9 protein-coding genes are annotated in these 18745 nt (G+C 30.9%); 5 read left to right on the top strand and 4 right to left on the bottom strand.

All coding sequences use genetic code 11. The features are described from left to right. Positions 1-69: 69 nt before the first annotated feature. Positions 70-1695: a tetratricopeptide repeat protein gene (locus WHD08_RS17590; protein WP_208889878.1), complete on the bottom strand. Its 1626-nt coding sequence runs from the start codon at positions 1693-1695 to the stop codon at positions 70-72. A 278-nt stretch (positions 1696-1973) separates the two neighbouring features. Between WHD08_RS17590 and WHD08_RS17585 the strand changes: the two genes are divergently transcribed. Then, the gene (locus tag WHD08_RS17585; protein WP_208889879.1) at positions 1974-5855 is read left to right on the top strand and encodes an Ig-like domain-containing protein; all 3882 of its coding nucleotides are present in this window, start codon (positions 1974-1976) and stop codon (positions 5853-5855) included. A gap of 305 nt (positions 5856-6160) precedes the next feature. On the opposite strand, the gene bglX is transcribed toward WHD08_RS17585, so the two are convergent. Beyond that, on the bottom strand, positions 6161-8371 hold the full coding sequence (gene bglX, locus WHD08_RS17580) for a beta-glucosidase BglX (protein WP_208889880.1): 2211 nt from the start codon (positions 8369-8371) through the stop codon (positions 6161-6163). 65 nt (positions 8372-8436) lie between these two features. Beyond that, positions 8437-9174: a T9SS type A sorting domain-containing protein gene (locus tag WHD08_RS17575; RefSeq protein WP_208889881.1), complete on the bottom strand. Its 738-nt coding sequence runs from the start codon at positions 9172-9174 to the stop codon at positions 8437-8439. Positions 9175-10137: 963 nt separating this feature from the next. On the opposite strand from WHD08_RS17575, the gene WHD08_RS17570 reads away from it, so the two are divergent. Genes WHD08_RS17570 through WHD08_RS17560 form a run of 3 tightly spaced genes read left to right on the top strand, consistent with a single transcriptional unit; the run spans position 10138 to position 16541 of the window. Beyond that, positions 10138-13233, top strand: coding sequence for a SusC/RagA family TonB-linked outer membrane protein (locus WHD08_RS17570; RefSeq protein ID WP_208889882.1), 3096 nt, complete (start codon positions 10138-10140; stop codon positions 13231-13233). A gap of 12 nt (positions 13234-13245) precedes the next feature. Next, positions 13246-14964, top strand: a complete 1719-nt coding sequence (locus WHD08_RS17565; RefSeq protein ID WP_166382842.1) for a RagB/SusD family nutrient uptake outer membrane protein — start codon at positions 13246-13248, stop codon at positions 14962-14964. A gap of 2 nt (positions 14965-14966) precedes the next feature. Further along, positions 14967-16541, top strand: a complete 1575-nt coding sequence (locus WHD08_RS17560) for a hypothetical protein (protein ID WP_166382840.1) — start codon at positions 14967-14969, stop codon at positions 16539-16541. A 65-nt stretch (positions 16542-16606) separates the two neighbouring features. Here WHD08_RS17560 and WHD08_RS17555 read toward each other — a convergent pair whose 3' ends face one another. Beyond that, positions 16607-17443 carry an AraC family transcriptional regulator gene (locus WHD08_RS17555; protein ID WP_166382838.1) on the bottom strand — a complete coding sequence of 279 codons (837 nt, stop codon included), beginning with the start codon at positions 17441-17443 and terminating at the stop codon, positions 16607-16609. A gap of 138 nt (positions 17444-17581) precedes the next feature. Between WHD08_RS17555 and WHD08_RS17550 the strand changes: the two genes are divergently transcribed. Further along, the gene (locus WHD08_RS17550; RefSeq protein WP_208889883.1) at positions 17582-18739 is read left to right on the top strand and encodes a cytochrome P450; all 1158 of its coding nucleotides are present in this window, start codon (positions 17582-17584) and stop codon (positions 18737-18739) included. The last annotated feature ends 6 nt before the right edge of the window (positions 18740-18745 follow it).

Here is an 18745-nt window from a genome sequence, read left to right as displayed (position 1 = left end):
AAAAGAGACTTGACAAAAACTTTACTAAATGTAATTGTCAAGTTGTTCAGTTTGGTAAAAGCCTATATTCTATAGAGAATTAATGTATTCTTCTAAATTAACATTTCTTTCTAAGTTCATTTTTTTACGTATTCTATGTCTTACTGTATGCACTGATTCTACAGAAATACCTAGTAATCTTGCCATATCTTTACTAGAGAAGTTTAATTTAATTAAAGCGCAAATTTTTTGATCTCCTTGACTTAATTTAGGGAATTTAGCAAAAATAATATCATAGAATTCTTTATTTACATCTATAAAACGCATCTTAAAATCATCCCAATTTTTATTATTATTGACAGAGACAGACCTTAAAACTTTATTTATTTCATGAATCTTTACTTTATCTCCACCTTCCCTTACTCTAGTTTTCAATTCTTTTAAGAACTCATCTTTCTCTATCAATTGTAATGCAGAAGTAGCTAGTTCTTTATTTTTTAAGGCGAGAAGTTCTTTTGTTTTTTCTATTTCTAATTCTTTTGTTTTTCTTATTAATTCTTTTTCTGCATGATGTTTTGCTCTTAAATGTTTAAAAAAGAAGAAACCTAATACAAGTAAGAATATTAAAGAACCGATAAGAATAATTCTTTGCAGCTTAATGATTTGATCCTCTTGCTCTAACTGCTTAAGATACTGTTCTTTAATTATTTTTTCTTGTCTTTCTTTCTCTAACCTGTAATCATCTTTTATTTCTAATAAAGACTGATTTTCCTTACTTCTACTATCAAAAAAAATACGATCTAGCTCTTTAGCTTTTTTTAAGTTTTTAAAAGCTTTTTGATAATTATTTTTTAATAAATATACGTCGGATAATTTCTCATATACTAAAGGTGTAAAATCTATATGACTTTTATATTCTTCTGAAACCTTTAATGCTTTTAAATAGTATTTTTCGCTTTTATCAACGTCACCTAAACCCTTATAAGCATCTCCCCAATACTTATAAACAAGCACCATATAAGATGGTGTATTCGTATTAAACCAAGGGTAGATGTCTTCCATTATCTTAAGAGCTTCTTTTTCTTTGTGCTCTTTAGTAAGCAGAATTGCTTTTTCAAAATCTAAATAAGATTTTGGTGTCAAAGATTCTTTTGCTCTATAATAGAGATAACTTGAGTCTAAATATTTTTTTGCTAAATCTGGCTTATTCAACTCTCTGTAGGTAGCTGCAATAGAATAATAATATGAAACTAACCTTGCTTTGTTTTTAAGACCACGAGAATCTAACATTTTTTTCTGTAACCCTAATGCCTTTGTTAAAAACTCAATTGCTTTATCTTCTCTTTTATAATAACTATAAACCCTTCCTAACCGATGATAAATAACAGATTTTACTCCATTATTTTCAATATTATCCATTAACAATAATGCTTTCCAAAGTACATCATATGACTTGGCATATTTAGCACTCGTTTCAAAAACAAAACCTTCTTGAAATAATGCTTGTATAGCATTTAAGGTATCTTTAGATTGTAAATAAAGCGAGTAACTTTTCTCGAACAAAACAACAGAACTATCTGGATTAGAATTCTTTAAACTAAATGCTTTATTATATATTTCTTCAGCTTTATTTGATTTTTCTTGCGCATAAAAATCAATAGATTGAATTAGAAAAACAATACTTATTAAAAGAAAAAAAAGTGGCTTAAAATTCATAAAATCAATATAAAATGTAAAAAAGGTTTAGTCAAAAATTACTTTTATCAAGCTAAAGGTAACTTATTGTTTTAAAAAAACAATAAGTTATTACTGACTTTTTAATTTTTGTTGAAAAATGAAATAAAACTAAGTACAACACATAATGTTCAGTATGCTTGTCAAGTTTTTGTCAAGTTTATTATTAATCTGATTTAAAGTACACTAAGTTATTGTCAAGTTCACAACCGTAAAGATATTTCAATAAAAAAGTATTTTACCGCATCAAAATACTTTTTATGAAAAAATTACTACTTATAATTATTGTTGCATTTACATCAAGTCTAATCGCACAAACATCAATTTCAGATTTTGAAACTGATGATATTAATAATCCTAAACCAGATTGTGACGCTACAGCAGAATGGCTTACAGACCCAAACGTACCTTTAATTTCTTTAGTCGTTAATCCTAAAAACACTGGCATTAATACAACAATGAACTCTGTTAAGTATACAGAAACTGCTAGTTCAAATAAAAACAACTCATTACAGCTTGCTTTTAATGGAAATACCACAAAAACAGGGTTTGCTTTATCTGCAAATAAGTTTTTTAAATTCATGGTATATTCTCAAAATCAAACAGATTTTGATATCACTTTACATTTAGGAAATGGAAATGTAAATCATTTTGAAATTACTAAAAGTTTTTCAACAACATTAAATACTTGGACAGAAGTAGAGTTTGATTTCTCTGGTAATGATACAGACGCAGTAATAAATAATGCTGGAGGATGGATATCTAATATAAGAATTCATTTTAACGAAGGTACAGTTGGTGCTGACGATGTTTATTTTGTAGATGAAATAGCAATGACTCCAACATCAACAGTAACTCCTGTTGTTGCAGATATTTTAACAGTTCCTGCAACTTTGCAAACATTAACTCCTATCACAACAAATTATATAGTTTCTGGTAGCTTATATAAAAGATTAGACGTTCAATTAACCTCAGCTACTAGTTATGCAAATTTCTCTTTATATGCAGATGGTAAAATTATTGCTGATAATATAGATGTTTCAGGATCTGGCACTTTTTCTTTAAATAGTATTGTAAAATTTTCTGTAACAGGTGCAACAGAATTAAAGTTAGCAGCTACAGGAAGTGATTTAATAATAGATAGTTTTAGTTTAACAGATGTTTCTAATGTAGTAATTCCTGAATATTCAGATGAAACTGCTGCTGCAGGAATTATAGATGAACCAAGTTTAAAATACGCAGGTCCAACAATTGCAGATATGGATAATGATGGTGATTATGATTTAATCTTAAATAACCATAATGATTCACCAAGTAAATTGTATTGGAATGATGGTGACGGAACATTTACAAAAAACGCTACAGATTTATCTCTTTGGACATTAATGGATTTACATGGTTCTGCAGCTGCAGACTACGATAATGATGGAGACTTAGATTTACTGATCACCTTAGGTGGTGGAAATGGATCCGCTCCTACCCCTCCTGTGTTCTACAAAAACAATAATGGTACTTTAGAAAGAAGTGATGCAGCTGTAGGAATTACAAAAGGAGCAAGAGGTCGTTCTCCTAGATGGGCAGATTTAGATTCTGATGGAGACTTAGATTTAGTACTTATAAATGCTGAAGGAATAAATGGGGATAATGGGGAACAACACATTTTCTATAGAAACAAAGGCGATGGAACTTTTGAAACTATAAATGTTGCAGGTGTTGAAGATGCAAATGGAGAAAGAATTTTATTGACAGATTTAGATAATGATCATATAGATGATATTGTAATTTTCTCTCCACTATCAATTTGGAAAGGAAATGGAGATTTCACATTTACGGATGTTTCTACAGCATGGTTCCCAGCCGATTTAGTTGGTAGTTATTCTATTACATCTATGACAGATATTGACATAGATAATGATGGAGATTTAGATTTATATTTAGCGAAAGGGCAAGGCTATTTTGGAATTGCAGATAATAATGCTACCGACTTTTTACCACAAATAAAAAGGTTAGATATGAGAGTATCTGGTAGCCAAGGAACTTTACCTTTTGAATTGAAAGCAGACAACTCAATTACACTTTCTGGTTTCGAATTTGTAACGAGAAATGCTTATGCGGACGGTTATCCTGTGTTTCTAGGAAGCGCAAAGCAAGAAAACACCATAGCGGATAAAACAACTACTTTAGAAATAACACAAGCTGCTGCAGATGGTTGGCCAACTGCAAGAACGGAAAACGGTTTCTACATTGGTCATACAGGAAATGGTGTTTGGAAAATGGAATTTGTTCGTAATGCAGATATATTTTGGTCTATTCATGCTAGAATTGATGATGTAACAGAATTTACACCAACTGGTTGGATACCAAACAACAGAAACTACCAAGATGTACTATTAATGAATAACAATCAGACTTATACCAATGTTTCTGATGCTTGGAATATCCCTAAGGGAGGAAATCATTGGGGTGTAACTAAAGGAGATTTTAATAATGATAGTTTTGAAGACTTATATGTGTATCGGTTTGGGTATTTAACAAATAGAGTTTCAGATTACATGTTACTAAATACAGGACAAGGTAAATTTGAAATTACAACTTCTCATACTGCAAATAACAGAGGTGCTTCTAGTCATGGAGATATGGGGCAAGCTTTTGATTATAATCAAGATGGAAAGTTAGACATTCTAAATGGTGATGATGAATATGGTCTTTGGCATATGTATAAAAATAATATGTCTAATAGCAACAATTATGTAACTGTAAATGTTGGTTATGCTCCAAATTCTAATGTAGATCCATTAGGTGCAGAAATTACGGTAACTACAGATAATAAAACATTTAAAAGAAGAGTTGGTTCTGCTGGTGAAGCACATTCGCAAAGTTTATTAAACATTGCGCATTTTGGCTTAGGACAAGAAAATCATATTGTTAAAGTAGAAGTAAGATGGAGAGATGGTGAAATGTTAACCATTCTTGATGAAGGCGTTAATAAAATAATAGATACTAATACTGTAGATCCAACAGATATTACAATAACACCTAACCCATTAGAAGTAAGAGTTGGTGAAGATGAAGGTTTATCATTAGCTTTCTTACCAGTAAATGCAAGTCAAGATGTTACTTGGTCTTCTAGTGATGAAACAATTGCAACTGTAGATAATGAAGGTAATGTAACAGGAGTACTGGAAGGTACAGTTACAATTACGGCAACTTCTATTCCTGCAAATACCATTTCTGGTTCTGCTACTATAAATGTAGTTGCTTGGTATGGAATTAATATTGCATCTATAACAATAACTCCAGAAACTGCGGATATAGTTGGTGGACAAAAAATAACACTTACATCAGAAATTACTCCAGCAAATGCAGACGATTTAACAATAACTTGGTCTAGTTCTAACGATGTTATTGCAACTGTTAATTCAAACGGACAGGTTACCGGTGTTGCAAGTGGTACTGTTACAATAACAGCAACTACAACAGATGGAGCCAAAACCGATACATCAATAATTACAGTTACAGAAAGCGTAACTGCTTCTTTAACTTTTGATGATGCATCCAAATACACAACAACTGCATTTAGTACTGGAGGTGATTTAGTGATAACCACAAATTACCATGCAGGCTCTGGCCATAAAGTTATTGCTAAAGAATATGGTGGAATTAAATATTGGTTAAGACACCTAAATGCTGGTTGGGTTCCTCAAAATGATTATTTAGTAGTAGATGCTTCTGCATTAGATACTGAATCAGGAACCTCTACAGCAACTATTTCTTTAGAAAACGCAATACCAACTGCAGATTTACCAAGTGGAGATTTCTATTGGTTATGGATAACTTTTTACTCAAGTGATGGAGACAAACATATAACCCTGCAAGCACTTAATATAAATATTGTAGAAGGCTCTTTAAATGTTATTGATATTAACAAAAATGGCTTCCTTTTATATCCAAACCCTGCAAACACCCATTTATTTGTGAATCCTGATTTAAGTAATACTTTTTTTAAAATAATTGATATTCAAGGAAGAGAAGTTTTAAAATTAAAATCAGACAATTCTGGTAGAATTGATATTAATAATCTTGCTCCTGGAATCTACTACTTAAAAAACAATAACAAAACAGGAAAATTTATAAAAAAATAAATAGATACAATTCTGTTTAATAATTGCTATGAAAAAAAATAACTCAATTATTAACTAAAACAACAAAATTAAAAACAAATTACTTTTTCGGGGATTATTCTTCTTAATAGGAATGTCTCTATAATTACAAACTAGTATTGCTGACATGGAAGATAATGGTGGTGATAAAGAAGATGTTCTTATACAAGCAAGCTGCAAGTATGGAAGCGCTAGGAACTGGGTTTTAATGTATTAAGGATGCTAAATTTAAAAGTCTCAACTTATTCTATAAGTTGAGACTTTTTACCTTTACATAATTTAAACCTTTATTCTAACCAAAAGTCTAGTTTAGAAGTATCAGAAGAATTCTTACCAACAAAAACTTCAAACGCTCCTTCTTCAATTGTTGTTTTATAATCAAGACCTATAAACCTTAATTTATCTGAGGTAATATAAAAAGTAGCCGTTTTCGTTTCATTTGGTTTAAGTTCTAAACTTAAGAAGTCTTTTAATTCTTTTACTGGTCTTGTTACCGAACAAACTTTATCATGAATATATAATTGTACAATTTCTCTTCCGTTGTATTTTCCTTTATTAGTAACATCAACAGAAACTTTTATACTATCATTTTTATTCATTGTAGTTTTATCAAGCTTTAAATTTTTGTAAGAATAACTATTGTAACTTAATCCAAAACCAAAAGGGAATAATGGATCAGAAGTAATATCTCTATGAGTTGTTGTATATCTATTATTCTTAGGTCCTGCATTAAAAGAATGACTGGTTTTCTTATAATTATAATAAATAGGAACTTGCCCCTGATGAAAAGGAAAAGTAACCGTTAATTTCCCTGAAGGATTATAATCTCCAAACAAAATTTCAGCAACTGCTGTACCACCTGTAGTTCCTGGCATCCAAACTTGTAAAACAGCGGTAGATTTTTTTACAACATCTGTTAAAACATAAGGTCTTCCAGAAACAATTAAGGTAATAATTGGTTTTCCTGTTTTTGCAACTGCATCTAATAATTGTTGTTGCGCTCCTGGTAAAAGCAAAGATGCTGTACCTCCTCCTTCTCCACTCATCCATTCTTTTTCTCCTAAGGCTAATACTATAACATCCGCATTATTAGCAGCTCTTACAGCGTCAGCAATCATTTCTACTCCTTTTATTTCAAAATCTTCTACAATACAACCTTGAGCATAAGAAATAGTTGAGGTTTGTGGAACTCTCTTTTTAATTCCAGCAAAAATAGAAACAACATCATTTGGGTTACCTTGACTAGACCACCAACCTAATAAATCTTTTTGTGCTTTTGCAAAAGGACCAATAATTGCAATTCTTTGTTTCTTCTTTAAAAGTGGTAAAACGTTATTCTTATTTTTTAAAAGCACCATACTTTTTACAGCCATCTCTTTTGTTGCTTGTATGTTTTCTTCGGATAAAAGCTCTTTAGCTTCTCGTTCTTCATTAAAATACGCATAAGGATCTTTAAAAAGACCCGCTTTTTGTTTTAACAACAATACGTTTCTTACCGAATTATCTAAAACAGCTTCAGAAATAATTCCTTTTCTCACCATTTCTGGAAGTAAATTCACATATTTTTTAGTAGACATATCGATATCATTCCCTGCTAATAAAGACATTTTTGTAGCAATGGTATCATTTTTCGCAATTCCTGTTTTCACTAAATTACCAACCGTTTCCCAATCTGTCATTACTAAACCTTTAAATTTTAGTTCATCTCTTAAAACATCTTTCAATAAAAAATTATTTGCTACTAAAGGCACTCCATCATAAGCAGAATATGCGGTCATTACACTAGATACACCAGCATCAATTGCTGCTTTAAAAGGAGGTAAATGGGTCTCTCTTAACTCTCTTTCTGAAAAATCTAAAATATTATAATCTCTACCAGCTAAAGAAGCTCCATAACCAACAAAATGTTTTACGGTTGCTAGAATATTGCTATTTTCTTTATTAGATTCTTGAAATCCTTTTACTCTAGCTGCAGCAATTAAACTTCCTAAATAAACATCTTCTCCTGCTCCTTCTAAAATTCTTCCCCATCTAGGATCTCTTGCAATATCTACCATTGGCGCAAATGTTAAATGGATTCCTGCGGATGATGCTTCTCTTGCTGCAATCGCTGCCGATTTTCTAATTGCTGCCAAATCCCAACTAGATGCTTCTGCTAAAGGAACTGGTGCTATGGTTTTATAACCATGAATTATATCTTCTTGAAACAGCAACGGAATACCCAATCTTGAGTTTTCTACTGCAATTTTTTGCAGTTCATAATTATTTTTAACTCCTATCGATTTTTGTACATGACCAACCAATCCTTTTTTAATCCAAAGGTGAACTGAATCAGTTTTATTAAAACCTGTTGTTGGAATTAAATTTAATTGACCTGCTTTTTCTTGAAGTGTCATTTTTGAAATTAAATCTTCTATAAAATCTTTCTTTACTTCTTTTTTAGAACAAGAAAAAAGGAAGAAAAAAGAAATTAAAGTAAGTAGTGTTCTATTTTTCATAAATTTATTGTAAATAAAAATCAATTGAATTTAATCTTAAATCCAATTGATTAAAAAGATTAATTTTAAGAGCTCTTATTTTTCAAGAACTTTGTGTAAGTTTTATTATCATAAACTAAAAAGTACATTCCTGTACTTAAAGCTGAAGCATCAATACTTCCTTCAAAATTTCCTTGTTTAACAATTTTTCCAAGAGTATTTGTAATTTTATATGTTTCAGGCAAATTTTGTCCTTTTAAAAATATTGTGTTTTTTACAGGATTAGGATACATTATTAAAGCTGTTTCTTTTGTAAAATCTGTTGTAGACAAAGCTGTTATTTCTGCGGCACTCCTTATATAAACTAATGGAGTGTCACTTGCGCCATCACCTCCATAAATAACAGTACCTCCATCTGGTGTATATGCTAAATAAGACAATACTCTGTAAGTTAAATCTGCATTAGCAGAACTTAACGTTGCATCTGCAGGAATTGTATAAGTACCTGTCATAGCGTATACAAAATAAGAAGGATCTGAATCACCTATACTTTTATTAGCCCATACACCATCTATATGATCTAAATTAGCTACAGCTTCATCTTGAACTCCAAAAAGGACAAAACTTTGTGTATCATCAACGCCATTTGTGGCCCCAAGCGTATGCGTTATAGAAAAATTAATTTCTTGTCCAGGCGAAAACGTTACTGCTTCTTCTCCGTTAACTTGATAATCTGCTTTGTTTGCCCAACTAAAGGTAGGTTCTACTCTTTGAGAAAATGCTAGCGAACTCATAAAAAGTAATAATAAAGTAATTTTTTTCATGTTAAATGTATTTTAGTTAATAAGCTCTAAAATTACAGTATTACTCTTTTTATTGGTAACTTATCGTCTTGACATAAACTAAACAATTCTAAAAAAAAAGTTTCTTTTACTCAAAAAAAAAACTCTTTATAGATTTTTTTATCCTTTTTAAAGTAAAACGTATTTAGAGACACACTTTTAACAATTATTATAACCTGATCTTTTTAATATAAAAAATGATAAAATTTTATAACATAAAAGATTCTCTATGCTTTACACCTTTTTTATTTTAATAAAAGAGAACGTTATACTATAAAAAATTAAATAACGTAGTTTTTAAATTGCCATTAAACTTAAAAATAAATTGAAACTTTATCTATTATAAATAAAATTATATTTAGACCTATTTTAAATTAAAATAAGAACAGAATTTTATCTTACTATAACTTAAAATCATAAAAAAATGATATTTATAATTCAACTTTTAAATTTGTTTTTAAGGTAAAAAGATAAAAAAGTACCCAAATCAAACAACTAAATTACCTTTATTCTATTCTTATTTAACTTTTTTAAGTATCGTTTCTGACAAAACAGTGACTAAAAATAAATCTCCTTTTAATAGCTGTTCCATTAGAAAATTACAACTTGACATGTCAAGTTCATAATTGAACACACTTATTTTATCAAAAAAAACATCTTTATAAAAAAGGATTAAAAAAAACATAAATCACTACAAAACAGACAAATAACAACACAAAGACCTGTTTTTAAAAATATAATTATTACTTAATCTAAACAAAAAATAAGAAAAACAAGTCCTTAAAATAATTTTAACAAAAAATAAAAAAAAGACTCTTAAGGAACTGTTAATTTTAACAAAAAATTAAAAATTTAACCTGTTCAGTTTTTGTCAAGTACCTTAAATTGGTGTTTTGTAAGAAAAACACAATATTTGGGTATGATAATTCAAAAATCGATAAAAAAATGAAATTAAATTTGCAAAAATGCAATTACAGAAAAATGCTATTAACAGCATTACTTCTGCTTAGTTTTGGTTTTATCCAAGCACAAAATGTTACTATAAAAGGAACAGTAAGTGCAGATGGAGATTCTTTACCTGGAGCTAGTGTAATTGTAAAAGGGTCTAGCAATGGACAAAGTACTGAAATGGATGGAACTTATGAATTAAAAGCTAAGTTGGGAGACATTTTAGTTTTTAGTTATTTAGGGTACAAAACAAAAGAAGTAATAATTAAAACTGGTAAAACCACTATTAATGTAACATTACTTTCTGACGCTTCTTTGTTAGATGAAATTGTTGTTGTTGGTTACGGTACACAAAAGAAGAAAGAAGTTACAGGAGCTGTTGTTAACGTTGGGGCTGAAGAAATTAGTAGATCTCCAGTAGCCGATTTAGGTGCAGCAATACAAGGTAAGGTAGCAGGTGTAAACATACAAGCATCAAGTGGTAGACCAGGAGAAGCTGCAAACGTACAAATTAGAGGTTTAGGATCTGTTTCCTCTGGTGCAGCTGGACCATTATATGTTGTAGATGGTATTCCTTATGAAGGGAACCCAAACATTTCTCCAGATCAAATTGAATCTTTAGATATTTTAAAAGATGGAGCTGCTGCTTCAATTTATGGTACAAGAGCTTCTAACGGAGTTATTTTAATTACTACAAAAAAAGGAAAAGCAGGTAAAATGAAAATTGACCTCTCAACCTATACAGGTATCCAAAGCATTACTTCTGGAACCCCTTTAATGAATACAGCTCAACAACTGTATAGTTTAGAGATAGCTACAGAACAGTTAGGATCTCAACCACAAACTTTTTTTATTAACGCAAATGCTTTAGATTTTGATACGAATTTTGTAGAAGACGTTCAAAATGATAATGCTGTTATTCAAAATGTTAGTTTAAATATTTCTGGTGGTGTAGAGAACTTAACCTTAAACTTTAATACCAATTACTTTAAACAAGATGGTGTTCTAATTAATTCTGGTTTTAATAGGTTAGCTAATAGATTAACTGGGCAATTTACCAAGGGTAAATTTAAAGCCTTTGCAACTCTTGGTTATACTATTGAAAATAGAACACAAGAACCTTATGCTCTTTACGAATATAGTATTGGTCAATCTCCTTGGAGCAGACCTTTAAGTGATATTCCATCCATTGGCGAAAATAGTGTTACACTAGATGTGGAGAATGAAATATTTTACGGTTACCTATCTCGTCAATTAGAAAATATAGACGAAAGAGAAACAAAGTCTAGCAATATTGCACTTAATTTAGAGTATGAAATTGCAAAAGGTTTAAAGTACAAACTAAATTTAGGTTCAAATGAATATAACTATTATAGAAAATTCTTCCGTCCTCAATATTTAGCATACGCTAGAGATGGAACACTTAATGCAACTGCTTCAACTGAACAAGCCTTGCTAAATGAGGATTATATATTTTCTAAAAGAGAATCTATTGAAAACATTCTTAATTATTCTACAAACTTCGGAAAACACAATCTTAATTTATTAGGTGTAATTTCTTACGAAAGATTTAAACAGAGAAATTTGGGAGTTGGTGTCATATATAGTAAAGATGCTAGTAACAGCCTTCAAACTTTAGGTTCTGGTGCAGAAGGAATAAAGCCTACTAGTAACAACCAAACAAGTACTTTGGCTGGAAAATTAGTAAGAGCTCAATACAATTATGATGAAAAATATTTATTATCTGCTAGTTATAGACGAGATGCGTCTTCAAAATTTTCGGAAAATAATAGATATGGTAATTTCTTCGGATTTTCTGCTGGTTGGAATGTTAGTGAAGAAAATTGGTTTAACGTAGATGCAATTAGCAATCTTAAATTAAGAGGAAGTTGGGCAGAAGTTGGTAACCAAGGTATTGCACCTTATCAGTTTACAGCAATTATTGAATCTGGTATAAATTATCCGTTTGGTCCTAATGAAGAATTAAATTTTGGTTCTATTCAGCGTCGTTATGTAGATCCTAATATTAAATGGGAAACTACTATTTCTAAAAATATTGGTGTAGATTTATCTATGTTTAGGAATAAACTAAACATTACTGCAGATGTATATCAAAATGACAAAAAAGATATGCTTTTACAAGAGCGCCTTCCTGCATCTTCTGGTACTTACCATACACGAGCTTCAGGAGTTTATGATGTTAAGCAAATTAACGCTGGTGACATGGTTAATAAAGGACTAGAACTTTCTTTAAGTTACAAAGATCGAATTGGAGATGACTTAAAATATAGTATTTCAGGTACTTTTACTAAAAATATAAATGAAGTAACGGATTTAAACGGTATAGATAGAGGTTATGCCAATGGTAGACCTACAGCCTCTTTAGGCGAAAATATAGATTACACTACTTTTTTAGCGAAAGGCTATGAAGCAGGATCATTCTTTTTATTGCAAAACGATGGTGTTATAAAAACACAAGAACAATTAGATGCCTATAATTTGCTTGACGTATCAGCTACAGGTACGCCTCAATTAGGAGATATGATGTATAAAGATACTAATAACGATGGTGCTGTTAACGATAATGACCGTGTTTACTCTGGTTCTGGACAAGCTGAGTTTGAAGCCGGTTTAGGGTTAAACTTAGATTATAAAGGTTTCGATTTCTTTGTACAAGCTTTTTATTCTCATGGCGCAGAAGTATATAATGGGTCTAAATTGTACGCCTATACTCAAGGAAGACATACAGATTTATATAACATGTGGTCTCCACAAAATCCAACATCAGATGTTCCAACTTTTAGACGAAGTGCATTTCATAATAATGTAAGAGCTGCTTCTAATTATTTCTTAGAAGACGGAACGTATTTAAGAATTAGAACTTTAACACTTGGATACACTATTCCTGGTATAGAAGATATTGGTATTGATAAAGCTAGAGTGTATTTAACTTCAACGAATCCATTTACGTTTACAAATTACTCAGGGTATGACCCAGAAGTTGGTGGAGATGGAATCTTTACAAGAGGTGTAGATAGAGGGAACTACCCAGTTACTCGTCAATTCATGTTAGGTCTTCAATTAAGCTTTTAAAAAATAAAAATCATGAAATTAATAAAAAATAATACATTACTATTTGCTCTTGTATGCTCGTTATTCTTCGTAGCATGTGATGAAGATAGTTTTTTAACAGAAGTTAATCCAAATGCAATTACTACAGATACTTTCTGGAAATCTGAAAGACAATACAACAGTGCATTAACCACTGTTTATGGTGCATTACAGTTTCAAAGCATTAGTGGAGGAGAACTAATATACGAAATGGTTATGGGAGATATTGGTGGTACAGAATCTTGGTACAGACCAAATCTTTTTAGAAACTTAACCTATAACGATGGTATTTATCATGTAACGGATAAATGGAACGAACTTTATGTAGGTATCTTTAGAGCAAATCAAGTTATTCAAAATATACAAGATGCAGATGCTAGTCTTTTTACAGGTAACTCAAAAGCAGAAATTGAAGCGCAAGCAAAATTTTTAAGAGCCTTCTTTTACTTTCAATTAGCACATACTTATGGTGGAGGTGTAATTCACGATAAAGTAGCAGAAACTAAAGAAGAACTTTCTAAACCTTTTTCTACTATTGCAGAAATTAATGCCGCAATAATACTTCCAGATTTAGAATTTGCAATGAATAATTTACCACAATCATGGGAAAGTAACGATATGGGAAGAGCAACTTGGGGTGCTGCAACATCACTGTTAGGAAAGGTACATTTATACAATAAAGAGTGGCCAACAGCTGCTGGTTTATTTAAACAAGTTATAGATTCTAAAGTATATAGTTTAACCAAAGATATTTCAGACAACTTTCAGCATGAAAATGAATTTAATTCAGAATCTATTTTTGAAGTAAATTATTCTTTCGACTTAGCTCCTGGTGTAAATGGAGGTGCTGTTGATGATACTCCTTGGCAAACTAGTGCTGAATCTTCTTCAATTGCATCAGAAGTTGGATCAATACAATATGGAGGTTTTAATACTTTATTAGCTTCTTATAACTTACAAGAAATGTTGGTTTATGATGAAGTGGACCCAAATAATTCTATCAATAATGGGAACATAGAATCTACAAGAATGAATGCTACGATTGCAGTTAGATTTATGGAAGGAAAATATTATGGTTTGGATTTTGCTGATGTAAAAGGTTTTGGATTTGGACAAAGTGCTTATGTAAAAAAACACTCTAATTGGTATCATTTACCATCAGAACCTGCTAACCGCAGATCTGGTATTAATTTTAGACATATTAGATATGCAGACGTTTTATTAATGTATGCAGAAGCTGTACTTGGAGCAAGTGATGATTATGCAACAGCCATAGAGTATATAGATATGGTTAGAGCTAGAGCTGGAGTAATAACACTTCAAAAATACATGGACGATAATGGCGGTAAATTCCCACAATTACATGTTAGTAAGCAAGTACATGGAGCACACCCAATGGTACAAGCCAATGCACAAACAGTATTAACTCACCTACAACGCGTAGAACGCGCAGTAGAATTGTGTTTTGAAGGTCATAGATGGAAAGATTTAGTAAGATGGGGTATTGTAAAAGAAGTATTTACAGAGTTAAGAGCAGACGAAGTTTGGAGACTGGAAAACACTGACCTTTCATTTGATACTGCTCCATTATACATACCTGGTAGAATTAGACCCGATTTTGCGTTAAGTGCTACTAACTACAATGCGGAAAATCATAACTATTTCCCTATTCCTATACAAGAATTACAGACTAATCCGAATATAAATAACTAATTATGAGAAATTTAAATATATATAAGATATTATGCATTTCGCTTCTTGCCTTTTATGCATGCGATGATGAACAAATGTTAAATTTACCAGAAGCAAATCATAGGGTTATTGTTACTTCAGAAGCAAATGTTGAAAACAACATAAATATTGGTGGTCATATAGATTTTGGTGATATTTCTAGTGGAGTTGCTTCACGTACCTGGACCTTTCCAGAAAACGTATCAAGCATCTTTGGTTCAGACAAAAATACTTCTGGAGAAAATACTGTAAAAGGTTTCTTTAATGAAGTTGGAGTGCATAATGTAACTTTACACCAAGTTTTTAAAGGAGATGTTTATCGTAACGAAGACAGCTCAATGCCTAGTGGTTTAAAAGAATTAGACACTACAATTGTAGTAACTGTTTTAGCAGCTGTTAAAGCACAAATTACTGGTAATTACTTAAATGATGATGGATCTTTAGGTGCGCCAATTTCAATATCTGATGCTGCATTAAATGAAGTTACTGCAAGTAAAAAAGTAAGATTTTCTTATACTACAATTGGTGCTCCAGAAGTTTTTAATTGGACTTTTGGTACTAGTGGAGTTGATCCAACAACATTTGGTGGTACAAATACTGAAGTAGATATACAATATAAATCTTTAGGGAACTATGATTTAAAATTTATTGCCTCTAGATTAAGACCTTTTGGTGGTGATACTATATTTCTAAAAGATTTAATTAAAGTAATACCTTCTACAGAACCGGTATCGTTAGATGCTGTTAAAGCAAATGAAGGAAAAATTGACTTAGAATTTAGTAGAGATATGGATCCAGATTCTTTTGATGTTTCTACATTTGTAATTTCTTTAGAAAATGGAGGTACTACAATACCTACTTCTATAGTATCAACAGAAATTAAAGCAGGAGAAAACAATATTATTACTATTACTTTAAATGAAGTTATCTATAATAATGATACTGTAAAGGTTTCTTATACACCAGGAACTTTAAGAACCACAGATCAAGTAAATGCAACTGTTTTTAAAGATAAACCTCTTGAATTTAATTTAACTAATATTTTAAAAGGTTCTAATTTTGATTATAGTTTTGAAAACTCTACAGATGTAAATTGGCCATTAGCATGGGGCTCTGCTGGTATTTGGAATATTAATACAACACAAGCACAAGACGGTAACTCTAGTGCTTATGTAGAACTACCTGCAAGTGCAGATGGCTTTACTTGGGTACAACATGTAAGCAATGGAGCACAAAAAAAAGTTAGTTTTAAAGCTGGTAAAACTTACGAAATTGGGGCTTGGGTTTATTTATTAGACAATGGTAATTCTACTGGTTTTGCTCCAGATGTTAGAATCTATTGGAAAAGTACTGGAGATTACGATTGGAATGCTCCTGCCGTAGCTATTTTATCTGATGATATGCCTACTGGTACATGGGTGTATCAAAAAGCATTTATTAATTTCGGTGCAGATGGTGATTATGAAACAATAATTAGAGGGTGGAATAATAAAAACCCAAATAACGTTAAGTTTTACATCGATAATTTAACGATTGCAGAGGTTACCATAAGACCTTAATTTTATAATTAAGTATAGTTATTTAACTACAAATAAAGCCTTTAAGATTATTCTTAGAGGCTTTATCATTTACTCTGTTTTCTTTTATAAAAAGAAGGTGTATTATTTGTAAACTTCTTAAATTGTCTATGAAAAAAAGGAACAGACTCATAGCCACAAGCAAAACAAATTTCTCTTACAGACCAATCGGTGTCCATTAACATTCTTTTTGCCATATTTATCTTATATTGATTTAAAAAAGTAAAAAAAGGCCTTCCCATTATTTTATTAAAAAAACGAGAAAAAGACTGTTCAGACATATTTACTAAATCTGCTAATTCTTTTAATTGTATTTTTTTATGATAATGGCTTTCTACATAATCGTGTACTTTTCGAATGCGAGAACTATATTCTGAAGGCAAATCATCTATAAAACTTTTTTCTGAGAGTTCTCTATATTCAAACCTAGATAGTAATACCAATATATTTTGAAATTTTAAATACAATTCCGTTCCTTCTAAAGTCAATAATTCTTTTAGTAAAGTAAACACTTCAGAAGCATTTTCTTTTGTAAACAAAATACCTTTCGATGCCGCTTTTAGCATTTTAAAAACACTTTCCATTTCCGGTACTTTAGCATAAATACCCGTATTCCATTGAATAACAATTGAAGAGCAACCAGTATTGATTATCGAATTATTTTTCCAACAATGCGGCACATTTGTTCTTACTAAAACCAACTCACCTTCCTCAAACGGACCAACATAATCGCCAATAAATTTGGTTCCACTACTCTTTTCTATAAACGTAAGCTCATGCTGAGGATGAAAATGCCAAGGTGCATAAAACCGATCTCCAGAATACCTAAACGCAATAATAGATTTCTGATTATTTAAAGCTACTTTTTCAAATTTCGGCTGCATAAGTCTCTATTACATCTCAAATATATGCAATAAACAAAAACACACAACATAATAAGGTACTTTATTGCATAAATAAGGGAATCTTTCATTTCATAAATAGATAATCTTTGACAACTCTAAAATGTCAATTTAAATAATATGAAAGCAAGCGAATTTCCAGATGCGTTTAAAGATGCAAGACAAAAAGAAGGTGTTGGTAAAATGAATGACCAAGATGATCCTGTAACGATGGTTTTGCGTCATAAAGAAGTACGTAAATGTGCGCATCAATGGCAAGCTTTTCAATCTGGTGGAGATGAAGTTGGACGAATTGTAATTCCGTCTGAAGTAAAAATTAGAGACACTAGGCAAATTCCTTTTGAAGTAGATCCACCGCAACATAAATCGTTTAGAGACATTTTAGATCCTTGGTTTAAAAGACCTTTAAACGAAGAATATTCATCAAAAATAACAACCATTATTGAAGAGATTATTGATGAATCTTTAAAAAGTAATGAAGTTGAAGTTGTTGCCGATTTTGCTTTAAAACTACAATCTAGAGCTTTAACATTACTATTAAACATACCGTATTCTGAAGCCAATTTATGGATTTCATGGGGAACACACGTATTTAGAAGTGATGATTCTGATTTAGATGCAGACAAAGCAAATATTTTATATGATTATATTGATAAACAAATAGATTTGGCTATAGAAACACCAAGTGAGAGTTTGTATTCTGTGCTTTTAAATTCTGAAGTTGATGGTGAAAAAATGACAAAAGAAGAAGTAAAAGGCGTATTGATTTTAACTTTTGCAGGTGGTAGAGATACTGTGATTAATGCAGTTACAAACTCTATAGCTTACTTTGCAGGGAATCCAAAAGCTTTGGCGGTTTTAAAAGAAAAACCAGAAATGATTAACAATGCCGTTGAAGAATTGGTTCGTTATTTCTCTCCATTAACTCAAATGGGAAGAGTAGCAACTAAAGATACTCACGTCTGTGAACATGCTATTAAGGCAGATACAAGAATTTCTTTAAATTGGGCATCTGCCAACAGAGATGAAAACGTTTTTGAAACCCCAAATGAAGTCGTTTTAGACCGAAAAGTAAACCCACATGTTAGTTTTGGTTTTGGAACTCATAACTGTTTAGGAGCAACGCATGCTCGTCAAATTTTAAGAATACTATTGGCGAAATTATCACAAAAAGTAACTTCAATAGCAACTCTAGATTCAAAAGAAAATATAGAAAATTTAGGAGAATTTAATAGAAAAGTAGGTTTCGATTCATTGAACGTACAATTTAAAAAATAGTATAAA

It is taken from the genome of Polaribacter sejongensis (genome assembly GCF_038024065.1).
Lineage (GTDB): Bacteria > Bacteroidota > Bacteroidia > Flavobacteriales > Flavobacteriaceae > Polaribacter > Polaribacter sejongensis.
This window is presented reverse-complemented; position numbering and strand designations above follow the sequence as displayed.

What these genes read in the sequence shown, in the direction of transcription:
- WHD08_RS17565 (WP_166382842.1), top strand. Translation starts at nt 13,246, where the DNA reads ATGAAATTAATAAAAAATAATACATTACTATTTGCTCTTGTATGCTCG.
- WHD08_RS17570 (WP_208889882.1), top strand. Translation starts at nt 10,138, where the DNA reads ATGAAATTAAATTTGCAAAAATGCAATTACAGAAAAATGCTATTAACA.
- WHD08_RS17560 (WP_166382840.1), top strand. Translation starts at nt 14,967, where the DNA reads ATGAGAAATTTAAATATATATAAGATATTATGCATTTCGCTTCTTGCC.
- WHD08_RS17585 (WP_208889879.1), top strand. Translation starts at nt 1,974, where the DNA reads ATGAAAAAATTACTACTTATAATTATTGTTGCATTTACATCAAGTCTA.
- WHD08_RS17550 (WP_208889883.1), top strand. Translation starts at nt 17,582, where the DNA reads ATGAAAGCAAGCGAATTTCCAGATGCGTTTAAAGATGCAAGACAAAAA.
- WHD08_RS17555 (WP_166382838.1), bottom strand. Translation starts at nt 17,443, where the DNA reads ATGCAGCCGAAATTTGAAAAAGTAGCTTTAAATAATCAGAAATCTATT.
- WHD08_RS17590 (WP_208889878.1), bottom strand. Translation starts at nt 1,695, where the DNA reads ATGAATTTTAAGCCACTTTTTTTTCTTTTAATAAGTATTGTTTTTCTA.
- bglX (WP_208889880.1), bottom strand. Translation starts at nt 8,371, where the DNA reads ATGAAAAATAGAACACTACTTACTTTAATTTCTTTTTTCTTCCTTTTT.
- WHD08_RS17575 (WP_208889881.1), bottom strand. Translation starts at nt 9,174, where the DNA reads ATGAAAAAAATTACTTTATTATTACTTTTTATGAGTTCGCTAGCATTT.